General features: G+C 58.0%; 15 protein-coding genes. 10 read left to right on the forward strand and 5 right to left on the reverse strand.

Going from position 1 to position 15,075, the window contains the following annotated elements; genetic code table 11:
• Positions 1–182: 182 nt before the first annotated feature.
• The 7 genes from QRN46_RS04170 to QRN46_RS04200 all read left to right on the forward strand — a co-directional run bounded on the left by QRN46_RS04170 (position 183) and on the right by QRN46_RS04200 (position 8,390).
• The gene (locus QRN46_RS04170) at positions 183–890 is read left to right on the forward strand and encodes a FadR/GntR family transcriptional regulator (RefSeq protein WP_011336487.1); all 708 of its coding nucleotides are present in this window, start codon (positions 183–185) and stop codon (positions 888–890) included.
• A 120-nt stretch (positions 891–1,010) separates the two neighbouring features.
• Entirely contained in the window at positions 1,011–1,340 is a 330-nt protein-coding gene (gene trxA / locus QRN46_RS04175; protein WP_003206727.1) for a thioredoxin TrxA, read from the forward strand.
• A 250-nt stretch (positions 1,341–1,590) separates the two neighbouring features.
• The gene (gene rho / locus QRN46_RS04180) at positions 1,591–2,850 is read left to right on the forward strand and encodes a transcription termination factor Rho (protein ID WP_011336486.1); all 1,260 of its coding nucleotides are present in this window, start codon (positions 1,591–1,593) and stop codon (positions 2,848–2,850) included.
• 172 nt (positions 2,851–3,022) lie between these two features.
• Positions 3,023–5,020, forward strand: a complete 1,998-nt coding sequence (locus QRN46_RS04185; protein WP_201818842.1) for an acyltransferase family protein — start codon at positions 3,023–3,025, stop codon at positions 5,018–5,020.
• Positions 5,021–5,089: 69 nt separating this feature from the next.
• Positions 5,090–6,556 (forward strand): 4-hydroxy-3-polyprenylbenzoate decarboxylase, encoded by a 1,467-nt coding sequence (gene ubiD / locus QRN46_RS04190; protein WP_064379935.1) that lies wholly within the window; start codon positions 5,090–5,092, stop codon positions 6,554–6,556.
• Positions 6,556–7,524, forward strand: a complete 969-nt coding sequence (locus QRN46_RS04195) for a CDP-6-deoxy-delta-3,4-glucoseen reductase (protein WP_285354319.1) — start codon at positions 6,556–6,558, stop codon at positions 7,522–7,524. Before ubiD ends, QRN46_RS04195 begins: the two co-directional genes overlap by 1 nt.
• A 197-nt stretch (positions 7,525–7,721) precedes the next feature.
• Positions 7,722–8,390: a gamma-glutamylcyclotransferase gene (locus tag QRN46_RS04200; protein ID WP_064379938.1), complete on the forward strand. Its 669-nt coding sequence runs from the start codon at positions 7,722–7,724 to the stop codon at positions 8,388–8,390.
• Here QRN46_RS04200 and glpT read toward each other — a convergent pair.
• Positions 8,366–9,715 carry a glycerol-3-phosphate transporter gene (glpT, locus tag QRN46_RS04205; protein ID WP_285354320.1) on the reverse strand — a complete coding sequence of 450 codons (1,350 nt, stop codon included), beginning with the start codon at positions 9,713–9,715 and terminating at the stop codon, positions 8,366–8,368. The genes QRN46_RS04200 and glpT overlap by 25 nt on opposite strands.
• A 222-nt stretch (positions 9,716–9,937) precedes the next feature.
• Between glpT and QRN46_RS04210 the strand changes: the two genes are divergently transcribed.
• On the forward strand, positions 9,938–10,255 hold the full coding sequence (locus tag QRN46_RS04210) for a hypothetical protein (protein WP_285354321.1): 318 nt from the start codon (positions 9,938–9,940) through the stop codon (positions 10,253–10,255).
• A gap of 64 nt (positions 10,256–10,319) precedes the next feature.
• On the forward strand, positions 10,320–10,934 hold the full coding sequence (locus QRN46_RS04215; protein ID WP_285354322.1) for an energy transducer TonB: 615 nt from the start codon (positions 10,320–10,322) through the stop codon (positions 10,932–10,934).
• Positions 10,935–10,984: 50 nt separating this feature from the next.
• On the opposite strand, the gene QRN46_RS04220 is transcribed toward QRN46_RS04215, so the two are convergent.
• The 4 genes from QRN46_RS04220 to QRN46_RS04235 form a co-directional block, all read right to left on the reverse strand.
• Complete coding sequence (locus QRN46_RS04220) at positions 10,985–11,260, reverse strand: bacteriocin immunity protein (protein ID WP_011336728.1); 276 nt, start codon at positions 11,258–11,260, stop codon at positions 10,985–10,987.
• Positions 11,257–12,126 carry a pyocin-S2/colicin E7-DNase domain-containing protein gene (locus QRN46_RS04225; protein WP_050761175.1) on the reverse strand — a complete coding sequence of 290 codons (870 nt, stop codon included), beginning with the start codon at positions 12,124–12,126 and terminating at the stop codon, positions 11,257–11,259. Before QRN46_RS04225 ends, QRN46_RS04220 begins: the two co-directional genes overlap by 4 nt.
• Positions 12,017–13,369 (reverse strand): hypothetical protein, encoded by a 1,353-nt coding sequence (locus QRN46_RS04230; protein ID WP_285354323.1) that lies wholly within the window; start codon positions 13,367–13,369, stop codon positions 12,017–12,019. The genes QRN46_RS04225 and QRN46_RS04230 overlap by 110 nt, the downstream gene beginning before the upstream one ends.
• Before the next feature lie 167 nt (positions 13,370–13,536).
• Entirely contained in the window at positions 13,537–14,514 is a 978-nt protein-coding gene (locus tag QRN46_RS04235) for an NADPH:quinone oxidoreductase family protein (protein ID WP_285354324.1), read from the reverse strand.
• 150 nt (positions 14,515–14,664) lie between these two features.
• Between QRN46_RS04235 and QRN46_RS04240 the strand changes: the two genes are divergently transcribed.
• Positions 14,665–15,072 carry a flagellar basal body-associated protein FliL gene (locus QRN46_RS04240; RefSeq protein WP_007951814.1) on the forward strand — a complete coding sequence of 136 codons (408 nt, stop codon included), beginning with the start codon at positions 14,665–14,667 and terminating at the stop codon, positions 15,070–15,072.
• Positions 15,073–15,075: the final 3 nt, after the last annotated feature.

Raw genomic sequence — 15,075 nt, forward strand, 5'->3', positions numbered from 1 at the left:
GCTATGCAAAGCCACGGGTTTAGCGGGTTTGTTCGGTCTTACTGGTCTGAACAGTCAGGTCGGGTTTCGCACTGCGATAGCGCATCGGCTTGCGCCGCCGAACCCCGCTGGGGCACGACTTGCCTGATCCTTCGAATAGCATTACAACTGGCCGCACCTTGGCCTGGTCCGTCTGGAAAACCATGAACTCGATCTCCCGCGCCGTACCCGAAGTGGCGCTGCAAGCGATCCGCAAACTGATTACCGAGCAGGGCTTCGGCCCCGGCGATGCGTTGCCCTCGCAACGGGATCTGGCGGTTCAGCTGGGCGTCAGCCGCGCTTCGTTGCGTGAGGCGTTGTCGTCATTGAGCGCGCTGGGTGTGGTCAGCATCCAGCCGGGCAAAGGCGTGTTCGTGCAGGCACCGGTGGAGCTGCCGCGTGGCGAGGGCGCGCCGGCCTGGCCGTTTGCCGCCCAGGCTTCGCCGCTGGAAATCTTTCAGTTGCGCTATGCGCTGGAAGGGTTTGCGGCCGGTCTGGCGGCGGTGACGCTGAGCACGTTTGATCTGGACGAACTGGAAGACAACGTTGCCGCCATGCGCGAGCAACTGCGCGTCGGTGACTTCGAGGCAGCGGCGAAACTGGATTTCGAATTCCACCGGCGGATCCTGCTGGCCAGCGGCAATCAGGCGATGCTGAGCATCCTCACCGCCAGCGCCGACATCTTTCTGGAGAGCCAGAAACTACCGTTCATCCGCGCCGAGCGGGCCATGGAAACCTGGCAGGAACACCGCAAGATCCTTCGCGCACTGGCCCGTCGGGCGTCAGCCGCTGCACAGAAAGCCATGCAGGAGCACGTGCGCAACGCGGCCCTGCGTACCGGAATTTCCTTCATCGCCCCCGCCAGCGCGTGACTTGAGCTATACCCAAACTCATCGAGTGCCATAGCAAGACTCAATCATCTGCGGCTTCCTGAACAAGGGAAGGGCGGCTATGATGGGCCACGTTTTTTTGCTTACAACCTGGAGAATTCCATGAGCAGCGATCTGATCAAACACGTTAGCGACGCTAGCTTCGAAGCCGACGTACTCAAGGCCGAAGGCGCTGTCCTGGTCGACTACTGGGCTGAATGGTGCGGCCCTTGCAAAATGATCGCTCCGGTTCTGGACGAGATTGCAGAGACTTACAAAGGCAAGCTGACCGTCGCCAAGCTGAACATCGACGAAAACCAGGAAACCCCTGCCAAGCACGGCGTACGTGGTATTCCGACCCTGATGCTGTTCAAGAACGGCAACGTGGAAGCGACCAAGGTCGGCGCTCTGTCGAAGTCGCAACTGGCTGCTTTCCTCGACGCCAACATCTAAGCGTCGCGGTAAAGATTGTCCGCAAAAAGCCCCGCAAATTGCGGGGCTTTTTGCGTATTCAGGGCTAGACGCTCCGAAACTCAGGTGGTACATTCGGCCCCGCACTGGTTTCTCCACTGCCCCCTGCTAGCCGTCGCCGACGCACTCCTTTTCGAATAAGTACGCGATCCTGTCGCCTTCTCCGCGGCGCGGCCTCATTAAGCCAAAAGCTTAATTTCCCCCCCTCCATAAATGATTACGTCATTCCTATATGAATCTGACTGAACTCAAGCAAAAGCCGATTACCGAACTGCTCGAATTGGCCGAACAGATGGGCATAGAAAATATGGCCCGTTCGCGCAAGCAGGACGTGATTTTCTCCCTGCTGAAAAAGCACGCTAAAAGCGGTGAGGAAATCTCCGGTGATGGCGTGCTGGAGATTCTCCAGGACGGCTTCGGCTTCCTGCGCTCCGCTGACGCTTCCTACCTCGCCGGCCCTGACGACATCTACGTCTCGCCGAGCCAGATCCGCCGTTTCAACTTGCGTACCGGTGACACCATCGTTGGCAAGATCCGCCCTCCTAAGGAAGGCGAGCGTTATTTCGCCCTGCTCAAGGTTGACACGATCAACTTCGATCGTCCTGAGAATGCGAAGAACAAGATTCTCTTCGAGAACCTGACCCCGCTGTTCCCGACCGTGCGCATGAAGATGGAAGCCGGCAACGGTTCCACCGAAGACCTGACCGGTCGTGTGATCGACCTGTGCGCTCCGATCGGCAAAGGCCAGCGTGGTCTGATCGTTGCACCGCCGAAAGCCGGTAAAACGATCATGCTGCAAAACATTGCAGCGAACATCGCCCGTAACAATCCTGAAGTTCACCTGATCGTGCTGTTGATCGACGAGCGTCCGGAAGAAGTGACCGAAATGCAGCGCACCGTGCGCGGCGAAGTGGTTGCCTCGACCTTCGACGAGCCGCCGACCCGTCACGTGCAAGTGGCTGAAATGGTGATCGAGAAGGCCAAGCGCCTGGTCGAACACAAAAAGGACGTGGTGATCCTGCTCGACTCCATCACCCGTCTGGCCCGTGCCTACAACACCGTGATCCCGAGCTCCGGCAAGGTGCTGACCGGTGGTGTCGATGCCCACGCCCTGGAGAAACCGAAGCGTTTCTTCGGTGCCGCGCGCAACATCGAAGAAGGCGGCTCGCTGACCATCATCGCCACCGCGCTGGTTGAAACCGGCTCGAAGATGGACGAAGTGATCTACGAAGAGTTCAAGGGCACCGGCAACATGGAGCTGCCACTGGACCGTCGTATCGCCGAGAAGCGTGTGTTCCCGGCCATCAACATCAACAAGTCCGGTACCCGTCGCGAAGAGCTGCTGACCGCCGACGACGAACTGCAGCGTATGTGGATCCTGCGCAAACTGCTGCACCCGATGGACGAAGTGGCGGCCATCGAGTTCCTGGTCGACAAGCTGAAAACGACCAAGACCAACGACGAATTCTTCCTGTCGATGAAGCGTAAGTAACATCGCCGGTTGATTCAGAAAATGGCGCCCCTTTGGGGGCGCCATTTTTTTTGCCTGTTTTTTGTCCGGCCGGCAGGAGGTTTGCGATCTGGTAAGGTCAGTGACTTGGCAAAACAACAAGCAGCGTTCGATGCTGTACAAAAAACAACCATCTGATTGGCATTAGAGATTTATGAGCACACTCGCTTATCGAAGGGATATCGACGGCTTGCGGGCAGTCGCGGTGATTGCCGTGGTGCTGTTCCATTTTGGCGTCCCGGGTTTCACCGGCGGTTTTGTCGGTGTGGACGTGTTTTTCGTGATTTCCGGTTACCTCATCACCTCGATCATCTGGAACCAGCGCCAGACCGGCCGTTTCAGTTTCGTCGAGTTCTGGTCGCGGCGTGCGCGGCGGATTCTGCCTGCGCTGTTTGCGATGATCATCGCGGTGCTGGCGGTGGGCTGGTTTCTCATGGCGCCCAAGGACTACGAAGAGCTCGGGCGCTCGGTGCGTTATCAGGTGATGTTCGTCTCGAACATCCTGTTCATGCGCCAGGACGGCTATTTCGATGTCGCCTCGGACCTCAAACCGCTGCTGCACACCTGGTCGCTGGCGGTGGAGGAACAGTTCTATATCGTCTTCCCGCTGTTGCTGACGCTGATGTCGAGTCGCTTGAAACACTGGCGGCTGGCGTTGTTCGGCGTACTGCTCGTGTCGTTCGGGCTGAGCGTCTGGGCGGTCCATCAGCACCCGGAAAAAGCCTTCTTTCTGTTACCGATGCGAGCGTGGGAGCTGCTGGCCGGAGCGATGCTGGCGATCGCGCCGATGCATGGCTGGCGCCTCAAGCCGATGGCGGCGCAATTCTTGAGCTTGCTCGGCATGGGCCTGATTCTGTTGGCGGTGTTCGGTTTCGACAAACGCACGCCGTTTCCCGGTGCGGCTGCATTGCTGCCGGTGCTTGGCGTTGTGCTGCTGATTCTGGCCAACGGTCATCGCCAGACCTGGGTGGGTCAATTCTTGAGCAGTCGGGCCATGGTCGGCCTGGGCCTGATTTCCTATTCCTGGTATTTGTGGCACTGGCCGGTGTTCGTGTTTTCCAGCTACGCCAGCGTCGAGGAACCGGGCGCCTTCGACAGCGCCGGGATGATCCTGCTGACGCTGGTGCTGGGTTATCTGTCATGGAAACTCATCGAGACGCCATTTCGCGAGCGTCGCGTCTTGGCCGGGCGTCGGCAGATTCTCCTGGCCGGTGCCTGCGGCGTGCTGGTGCTTGGGTTGGCCGGACAAACCCTGCGCTGGACCGATGGGTTGCCATGGCGGTTGTCCGATCAGGCGCTGCAATACGCCAAGGGCCGTGAATGGCGGCCGGAGTTGATGGCATGCCTGGCCGACGACAAGACTCCCGATGACAAGCTGTTTTGCCATTACGGATTGCAAAACCGTGCTTCGCGGGCGCTGGTCTGGGGCGACAGTCATGCCACGGCGTTGATCCCGGTCTTTGATGACGGGGCAAAAGCCCATGGCGTCAGCGTGATGCTCGCCAGTTCGCCGGGCTGCATACCGGTGGAAGGTCTTGAGCATGACGCCCGCTGCGCGCGGTTCAACCAACGAGTGGTGCAGGCAATCAAACCGCAAGCCGTCAGTGATGTGGTGCTGGTTGCGCGCTGGAGTCTCTATCTCTATGGCGATGCCAAAGGTGATCTGGGCCATGTCTTGAGAACGCCTGACGGGCAATACGACCGTGCCGTCGCCGAGCAACGCCTGACTGATGGTCTGCGCGCGCGGGTGGCGCAGTTGCGGGCCGGTGGGCATCGGGTCTGGCTGGTAAAAGAGGCGCCGTTGCAGGACTTCAGCCCGCCATACCGTCTGACGCGCCTGGCGATGCTCGATCGTCCTGTGGACGACGTCGGGTTGAACGTCGCTGAACACCACAAACGCCAGGCTTTCATCAGTCAGCTGTTCGCTGATCTGGCGAAGGATCCGGCGGTACGCGTCATCGATCCGGCGCCGAAGCTGTGCGATGAGAGCGGTCTTTGCCGTGCAGAGCTCGGTGGTTACTCGCTGTACACCGATGACAATCACCTGTCGGAGGTCGGCGCACGTTTCGTGGCACCGATCCTCGAACCCTTGTTTGTTAGCCTGCAGGCCAGGACAAATCTTGGAAAAGGTCAGGCGAATGCAGCCAAGTAAGCAGTGACGGGCTGCCAGCGACCGGCATAGCAGGTAGGATGTACGCCTATTTTGAGGGTGCCATCGTCAATGAAATTCAAGGATCTTCGGGATTTCGTGCAGCAGCTTGAGCAGCGCGGAGAGTTGAAACGCATCCAGATTCCCGTCTCGCCGGTGCTGGAAATGACCGAGGTGTGCGACCGCACGCTGCGGGCCAAGGGCCCGGCGCTGCTGTTCGAGAAGCCGACCGGTTACGACATCCCGGTGCTCGGCAACCTGTTCGGCACGCCCGAGCGGGTGGCGATGGGCATGGGTGCCGAGTCGGTCAGCGAGCTGCGCGAAATCGGCAAACTGCTGGCGTTCCTCAAGGAACCGGAGCCGCCGAAGGGCTTGAAGGACGCGTGGTCGAAGCTGCCGATCTTCCGCAAGATCATTGCGATGGCGCCGAAAGTCATCAAAGACGCGCCGTGCCAGGAAGTGGTCATCGAAGGCGACGATGTCGATCTGGCGATGCTGCCGGTGCAGACCTGCTGGCCGGGCGACGTGGCGCCGCTGATCACCTGGGGCCTGACCGTCACCAAAGGTCCGAACAAGGATCGGCAGAACCTCGGCATCTACCGTCAGCAAGTGATCGGCCGCAACAAGGTCATCATGCGCTGGCTCAGCCACCGTGGCGGTGCGCTGGATTTCCGTGAGTGGTGCGAGAAGCATCCGGGCCAGCCGTTCCCGGTGTCCGTGGCTCTTGGCGCGGATCCTGCGACCATTCTTGGCGCGGTGACGCCGGTGCCGGACAGCCTCTCCGAATATGCCTTCGCCGGTCTGCTGCGCGACAGCCGCACGGAGCTGGTGAAGTGCCGTGGCAACGACCTGCAAGTGCCGGCGACTGCCGAAATCATTCTCGAAGGCGTGATTCATCCGGGTGAAATGGCCGATGAAGGCCCGTACGGCGATCACACCGGTTACTACAACGAAGTCGACAGCTTCCCGGTGTTCACCGTCGAGCGCATCACCCACCGGATCAAGCCGATCTACCACAGCACCTACACCGGCCGTCCGCCGGATGAGCCGGCGATTCTCGGTGTGGCACTGAATGAAGTGTTCGTGCCGATCCTGCAGAAGCAGTTCCCGGAGATCACCGACTTCTACCTGCCGCCGGAAGGCTGCTCGTACCGCATGGCCGTGGTGACGATGAAGAAGTCGTATCCGGGCCACGCCAAGCGCGTGATGCTGGGTGTCTGGTCGTTTTTGCGACAGTTCATGTACACCAAGTTCGTTATTGTCACTGACGACGACATCAACGCGCGGGACTGGAACGACGTGATCTGGGCCATCACCACGCGCATGGACCCCAAGCGCGACACGGTGATGATCGACAATACGCCGATCGACTACCTCGACTTCGCTTCGCCGGTGTCGGGGCTCGGCTCGAAGATGGGCCTGGACGCCACCCACAAGTGGCCGGGCGAAACCACTCGCGAGTGGGGCCGCGTCATCGTCAAGGATGACGCCGTCACCCAACGGATCGATGCCATCTGGAATCAGTTAGGAATAGATTGATGCGTGTAACCCTGCAGCCCTCCGGAGCGGTGCTCGAGATACAGCCCGGAGAGCGGATTCTCGATGGCGCGCGGCGCCTGGGCTACGAATGCCCGCAAAGCTGCCGCAATGGTAACTGCCATGTGTGTGCAGCGCTGCTGGTGGAAGGCCGGGTCGAACAGGCCGGCAAGGTGCACGACCACGGCGAGTTCTACACTTGCATAGCGGAGCCGCTGGAAGACTGCATCGTGCTGTGGGATGGCGTGCTCGCGCTGGGAGAACTGCCGGTGCGCAGCGTGTCGTGTCAGGTCATCGAATGCCGGGACGTCGGTGGCGATACCTTTCGTGTGCGCCTGCGGGCACCGGCCGGCAAGCCGCCGCGCTATCACGCCGGTCAGTATTTGATGATCGAGCGCGAGAACGGCGAGAAATCGGCGTTCTCCATGGCTTCGGCGCCTCACGGCGGGCGTGATCTGGAAATCCATGTGCTGGCGCGCGAATCCAGTGCGCTGAGCCTGATCGATCAGCTCAGGCGCAACCCGATGGTGCGGGTCGAACTGCCGTTCGGCGATACCCACCTGGCGGAACTGCCGGACGGGCCGCTGGTGCTGATCGCCGCTGGTACTGGCATGGGCCAGATCCACAGCCTGATCGAGCATTGCCGGGCCACGGGCTTCGAACACCCGGTGCATCTGTATTGGGGCGTGCGTCGTCCGGAAGATTTTTATGAAATCGAGCATTGGGACGAATGGCTGAAGTTGCCCAATCTTTTCCTGCACAAGGTCGTCAGTGATCAGTGCGGCTGGGAAGGGCGCTGCGGCATGTTGCACGAAGCGGTATGTGAGGATTTCCCTGATCTGAAATCGCTGCACGTCTATGCCAGTGGCTCGCCGGCCATGGTCTACGGCACGCTGGATGCGCTGGTCGAAGCCGGGATGGATGCCCATCAGATGCGTGCGGATGTGTTTGCTTACGCACCCCGCTCCTGAGTTCGTTATAACTCTCCATATAGCCGATCGGTATTTATGTAATTACATAAATGCCGGTAGGTTATATATCCATCTGGCAATCAATTAAGAACTGTGCCATGGCACTCAAATTGCCTTAAAACATATGTGCCTTATTGTTACAGCGGTGCGTTCTATTAAGTAATTCTTCACCCGCGGGGAGCTGAACGCTATTCGCCATGAGCGCCATTGAAAACGCTTTTCTGAACCTGGCTTACCCTCCGCGGCTCGATCTTGGGCCGCAGCTGACGCACGAACAACTTCTCGCTTCCATGCAATCGACCATGGCACGCCACAAGGGCGGGCCGGTGTGGCTGTTCGCCTACGGTTCGCTGATCTGGCGGCCGGAATGCACAGCCGTCGAGCGGGTGCGTGGGCGCGTGCATGGCTATCACCGTGGCTTGTACTTGTGGTCTCACGAGCATCGCGGCACGCCGGAAATGCCGGGTCTGGTCTTTGGTCTGGATCGTGGCGGTTCGTGCAGCGGCTTCGCCTATCGGTTGCCGGAAGAGAACCTGGACAGCGCGCTGTATGCATTGTGGAAACGCGAAATGCCGTTCCCGTCCTATCGGCCACACTGGCTCAACTGCCGACTCGAAGATGGCAGCCAGGTTCAGGCCTTGGGATTCGTATTGGAGCGACACCTGCCCAGCTATGCCGGCAACTTGCCGGATCATGTGCTGAGCCAGGTGTTCGAAAGCGCTTGCGGACGTTACGGCACTACTCGCGATTATGTCGAGCAGACCGCTCACGCCCTGCGCAGCCACGCCATGCCAGACCGGAATCTGGAGGCGCGGCTCAAGCGCTGTAAGTCAAAGGCCGATCAGGCGACCGCTTCACGGCTCTGACTGGCGACTTGCTTGTGCCACAGGGTCGGGGCCAGGAAGGCCATCGACAGCAGGCAAGCGCCCACCAGCAGCACGAAACCACCATCCCAGCCGAAATGGTCCACGGTGTAGCCCATCGCTGCACTGGCCGCGACCGAACCACCCAGATACCCGAACAGACCGGTGAAGCCTGCGGCAGTGCCGGCGGCTTTCTTCGGCGCCAGTTCCAGCGCTTGCAGGCCGATCAGCATCACCGGGCCGTAGATCAGGAAGCCGATTGAGAACAGCGCGATCATGTCGATGGTCGGGTTGCCGGCCGGGTTCAGCCAGTACACCAGCGTCGCGACGGTCACCAGGGCCATGAACACCATGCCGGTCAGGCCACGGTTGCCACGGAAGATCTTGTCCGACATCCAGCCGCACAGCAGCGTGCCCGGAATCCCCGCCCATTCGTAGAAGAAATAGGCCCACGAGGTTTTATCCACGGTGAAACCCTTGGCTTCTTTCAGGTAGGTCGGCGCCCAGTCCAGCACGCCGTAGCGCAGCAGGTAAACGAAGACGTTGGCCATGGCGATGTACCAGAGCATTTTGTTGCGCAGCACGTATTTGACGAAGATTTCCTTGGCGCTGAATTCGTCTTCGTGGCTGGCGTCGTAGCCTTCCGGGTAGTCGTTCTTGTACTTCTCGATCGGCGGCAGGCCGACCGATTGCGGGGTGTCGCGCATGGTGACGAAAGCGAGTACCGCTACTGCCAGGGCGACGGCAGCCGGGACGTAGAACGCTGCGTGCCAGTCGTTGAACAGGCCCATGCCGATCAGGAACAGCGGGCCGATCAGACCGCCACCGACGTTATGCGCCACGTTCCACACCGACACCACGCCGCCACGTTCCTTCTGCGACCACCAGTGCACCATCGTGCGTCCGCTCGGCGGCCAGCCCATGCCTTGGGCCCAACCGTTGATGAACAGCAGGATGAACATCATGGTCACGCTGGAGGTTGCCCAAGGCGCGAAACCGAAAATGAACATCACCCCGGCCGATACCAGCAGGCCGAACGGCAGGAAGTAGCGCGGGTTGGAGCGGTCGGAAACCAGGCCCATGAGGAACTTGGACAGACCGTAGGCGATGGCGATGGCCGACATTGCCAGGCCCAGATCGCCACGGCTGTAGCCTTCGTCGATCAGGTACGGCATGGCCAGCGAGAAGTTCTTGCGCAGCAGGTAGTAACCCGCGTAACCAAAGAAGATGCCGGCGAAGATCTGCCAACGCAGGCGTCGGTAGGTGCTGTCGATTTTTTCTTCAGGCAATGGAGCCTGATGTGCGGCAGGACGAAAGAAAGCAAACATTCAAGAGCTCCAGATTTCTTGTTTTGACTGCGGATGCGAATGTTACAGTTTCGTTACCGAAAATAGCACCGCTTACCATCGGCAAAACAGTGGAAAATGTTGGAAGTCGCACGTTCTTTTACGAACCTGTCGCTCTGCTGTAAGAACAGGGCGTTTTCACTACTTGTGAAGGTGGGCTGGCTTAGACTCGCGATCCGTCGACCGATTGATCAGCAGAGATGAATGATGGCTTTGAAGGTTCGCATGCTCATGCGTCGATTATTGGCGGCGGCGGTTATCGCCGTTGCGGTGCTGGGATTGATTTACGCCGATCACCCGGCCCAGTCCGGTTTGCGTAATGCCACGGTGCTGATCATCCGTCATGCGGAAAAACCGCAAGTTCAGGAGCGCTTGTTGCTGGGAAATGCCGGGACGGCAGCCAGAGAGAGTGGTCTGTCAGAAAAATTACCTGCGAACGTTTACGCAGCGTTTTCGATCAATTTCCCGTCGCAGCTTAGGCAATGTCCTGCATCCAAAGCAGACGCTGCGCCATTCAGTTGAAAGCCATTGCTCCGTAGTCTTTGTGCTGTTGCCGGTTCGGCATTTCAGCTTGAAGGGGTGGGTCATGCGGTGGTTTTTTGCTCTGGTTCTACTGGCGTTGATGGGGATTGCAGGAGCAGCAGAGGTGGTGTTGATCCCCGATAATAATCCGGGTCCGGTTTATCCTCGCGAACTTGCCAAGGCGGGGGGCATGGGTGAGGTTCGTGTGCGTTTCACCGCCAATGCAGATGGCTCGGTGAGTGACATCGCTATTCTGGAAAGTGAGCATCCTGATTTTTCCGCAGCGGTCACTGATGCCCTGCGGCAATGGCGATTCAGGTCATGGACGGTAGAGGCGGGCAAACCCGCAGAAATGGAAGTCATCGCCCCCATGTTTTTTCGACTGGATATTGACTCTCCGATTCATGCAAACCAATGGCTGCGCAGAGTGCGATGTGTCGATCTCCACCAATACGCCATTCGCCGTCCGGTTTCTTCCTGGGTTCACTTGCCGGTCTTTCATTACACGCGGGCGTATTTATCCAGCGTGGTTTATACAAGTCAGCTTTCGAACGAACGTCGACTGGGCTTGATTGCCAAGCTCAATGAGCGTGCCCGCTACATTATTGATCGCTGTGGAAAAAGCCCGAATAGTCGGTATGTGAATTTGTTGCCGGAGGATATTCGCGAATTGCTTTAGTAAAAAGCCAGACAGTGTCGCTGTAGGTGTGACACTGTCTGATTTATGAATTATTCAGCCTTGAATCCGGGCTTGCCGTTTGCCTGGCGCCATTTTTTGATTTCTTCTACTACTCCAGCGGCACTGTCCTCACGGTCGGGTGTCGGTCGGAAAATTACCGCGCGCTTTCTCGGGTGCTCGGTTATTTTCTCAAAATGAAGTGCGAGATTACTTGTGTATGCGCTTAGTGCGTCGCCGGTGAGGCTGTTTGTATTCTCGAAAAACTCCGTTACGAAAAGCAGAAATTCAGTTTCGGTATAATCTTCGATTTTGTCTTTTAATTTCATGGTTCTATACCATTCTTGTGTAGTTCTATATGTGCGCGAGGGGTGATTATGGTTAAGTTGTCAATATTGTAAACTTCGCCACCATCTTTGATGTGATGTATATGGTGGATTTCGTATTTGTCCCTTCGGCCAACAGAGTCTACCTCGTCCGTGCTAGGAGCTGCTCCATTCGTTAATAACTTTAGGTCAGCCTTACCGAACTGTTTTGAAAGTTCCGAGTCAGCAGCGACTGCACGCCAGAACCCTTCCCTGAATCTGTCGAAATTCCTGAAGTCCTTACCACGCAACTTATCTGCGATCTGCGCGGGAATCGGGGCGCCACCTGATTCTGCCGCGCTACCCAACCAATTACCCCCGACCTCCTTACCCCTGCCGATTACCGTACCCGGTTCATTACGCGGGCCGCCGCGGGTGGCCATCATGTAGATGGATTCGATTCCCGACTCGATGGGAAACGTCAGGATGTAGTCATCAGGGTCGTCTATTTCACAGGCAGGGTGCTCGTCTAGCCGGCCTTCAATCTGGGTAACGCGGGCTCCGGAATAAATTCTGGTTCCAGAGTCGGTTGCGGGCAATTCAGTGGTGGCGGGAATGTCGTCTCCAGGAGGCGTCTTGGGCGTCCAGGTCAACGTGATTGGGAACAAACCCTCGGTCGTGAAGGTGTAGAGATTGTCCGAGCGATTAAACTTTGCTTGCCTGACTCTGACCGTTTGACCTGGATCGGCTGAGCGTAAATAGAGCTGCGTGTGCTCTCTCTTAACCGACGATACTGCGCGGGCAGGGAGCCAGTTGGCCTCGGCCGGTCCAGGAAGTGCTACACGCCCATCGTTCTGGGCGAGTTGTGATAAAGGGATCGTAAGAATCAACGGGTTGCGCTGCAGTTCGCCATTGCCGAGTGTCGGCGTATAAAAAAACTGAAGCTAGAAACGTACTGACTGGCCCAGCGGAAATTGCCCCGCGTAGGGCGCCGAGGGTGTCGAGCGCCTTGCCTAAGGTGAAAGGCGAGCCTTCAAGTCCCGTAATTAGTCCGTCAGAGCTGATTACCAAGGGGTAAACAGATGTAACAGTACCGTCAACAGTAGGCAGTTTTATCCTTGTGCTGTTTTTTATCTGTCCTGTTAGCTCACTGATTTCTTTTTGTGAGTCCCTAATCGTTTTCCAGCGTCTTTTCCGTCTTTGAAAATTGTAGAAATTTTTGAATGCGCGCTCGGCTTTTGATGCTTCGACATGCGCGGCATACAGCTTTTGATGGGTTTCCTTTAATCGTTGAAGTTTTTCACTTGAGGCTTCTGGCCGATTTACCGTCAGCTGCTTAAGCACTGCATCGAACCGGTCTGCAGCTTCAGAAGCGGCCCTTTGTGCTCTCTGTTCTTCAATCTGCTTCTCCGCTTCGCGTTGCCTGGCTTGCTCCTGTGCTGCGTGTTCGGCAGCAGCACGCGCTGCCTCTGCTCTTGCCGCTTGTTCAGCAGCCGCTCGTGCCGCTATGGCCTGTTGAACTGCCGCTTGGAGTGCCGCATGTTGTCGAGCCAGCGCAGCCGCGTGAGCAGCGTCAAGCTGTTGAAAACGGTGTGTGAGAATGCGGATAGACTCGGTATACAGCCAGACCGAATAGCCCGCCATATATGATTTTTTCCACTGCCGATGGACTTCTCCAGGCGCCCTCTCATTTCCGATTAAGTGGGTATTGAAAGTATTTATATACTCCTGCGTTGACTTGTGGTGGGGATCACTGCCATAGAAGCTGTTGGCCTGAATCAGGCTACGTTGCCGGCTCTCGTTTTTTAGCTGAATCATCCGAGCTATGGTGTTTTTTTCACGTTCAATAGTGGGGAGATCAGATGGCAGGCTGGATTCGGTGCTCGTCACTCCATTGTTGATCAACTCGGAGTTGATTGCGGCTGGTGTTTCAAGAAGTTTTTGACGATATTCACCATCTAACGTATTTCGAACGCTAAGTGTTTGCTGCGCGGTTGCAGCATTTAATCTATATCCCGGCCTCGGGCCACCATAACCACCACCTTCCAAGCCTTTAAAGTCTTGCTCTTTGTCAGAAATGACGATTGGTGTGTGTATCGTTAGTTTGCCAGGTGTCCAGTCTTGATTGCTCATACAGTTACTCCTTGTGTCTGTATGGCAGAAAACTATCGTGGTTTTTTACAAAGATTGCGGTACATATCTACCGCCAAGTCGTTGAATAAATTTGTGGCTACTTTCCATTGATATAAAAAAGGCCAGAACCGCTAGTTCCGCGATTCTGGCCTTGGGAGAGTTCAGGCTCAGCGCACTTGCACCACGACTTTTCCGACAGCCTTGCGCTGCCCGAGATCATTGATCGCCTGCGCGGCATTGCCCAGCGGATACACCTGTGACACCAGCGGCTTCAGCTTGCCCTCAGCGAACCAGCCGAACAGTTGCTGGAAGTTCGCCGCGTTGTCCTGTGGCTGGCGTTGGGCGAAGGAGCCCCAGAACACGCCGAGTACCGCCGCGCCCTTGAGCAGAGCGAGGTTGACCGGCAGTTCGGGAATGCGTCCGCTGGCGAAACCGACTACCAGCAGGCGGCCGTTCCAGGCGATGGCGCGGATGGCCTGGTCGAACAGGTCGCCGCCGACCGGGTCGTAGATCACGTCGGCGCCCTGGCCGTCGGTCAGACGCTTGATCTCGTCCTTGAGGCTGGTTTCGCTGTAGTTGATCAGTTCGTCGGCACCGGCAGCCTTGGCCACGGCAAGTTTTTCCGCGCTGCTGGCGGCGGCAATCACCCGGGCGCCCATGGCTTTGCCGATTTCCACGGCGGCCAGGCCAACACCACCGGAAGCACCAAGCACCAACAGGGTTTCGCCCGGTTGCAGGTTGCCGCGCTGCTTGAGGGCGTGCATCGACGTGCCGTAGGTCATGCTGAACGCGGCGGCGGTGTTGAAATCCATCGAGGGCGGGATCGGCAGCACGTTATAGCCCGGCACTGCGACCTGCTCGGCGAAGCTGCCCCAGCCGGTCAGGGCCATGACCCGGTCGCCGACTTTCAGGTGACTGACCTTTTCACCCACTTCGCTGACCACGCCGGCGGCCTCGCCACCGGGCGAGAACGGGAAGGGCGGCTTGAACTGGTATTTGCCCTCGATGATCAGCGTGTCCGGGAAGTTGACCCCGGCGGCGTGCACCTCCAGCAGGATTTCGTTCTTCTTCGCGACAGGACTGGCGACGTCTTCCAGCACCAGCGATTCGGCAGGGCCGAAGGCTTTGCACAGCACGGCTTTCATCAGGGCTATTCCTTTGGGAGTGATGGCCGATAAGTGTAGGTGTGTCAGTCAACGGGTCAACGAGCATGCCCGACCCTGATAGTCAGCCATAAGCTTGTGCTTGCGCGGCGGGTCGTTATGCTAGGCCGCAAACCGGATAAGGAGCGAATTGTGAAAGCGTGGATCATGTTGTTGCTGGCCCTGTCTCTGCCTGTGGCAGCCCTGGCCGAAGAAGCCAAAGAAGGCGAGGCGCCGAAGGTCAACTACATCACCCTGAGCCCGCCGTTCGTGGGCAACTACGGGCTGGATGGCACTCCGAAGCTCAAGGTCTACAAGGCCGACGTGGCACTGCGGGTGACCGGCGAAGAGGCGACCAAACTGGTCAAGGCCAACGAGCCGCTGATCCGTAATCAACTGGTGGCGCTGTTCACTCAGCAGACCACCGATGCGATGGGCAGCATCGAGGGCAAGGAAAAACTGCGTCAGGAAGCCTTGAAGCAGACCCAGCAAGTGATGAATGACGAGACCGGCAAGCCGGTGGTCGAGGATCTGTTGTTCAACAACCTGATCATTCAGTAAACG

This window comes from Pseudomonas sp. lyk4-R2A-10, assembly GCF_030209075.1.
Classification (GTDB): domain Bacteria; phylum Pseudomonadota; class Gammaproteobacteria; order Pseudomonadales; family Pseudomonadaceae; genus Aquipseudomonas; species Aquipseudomonas glycinae.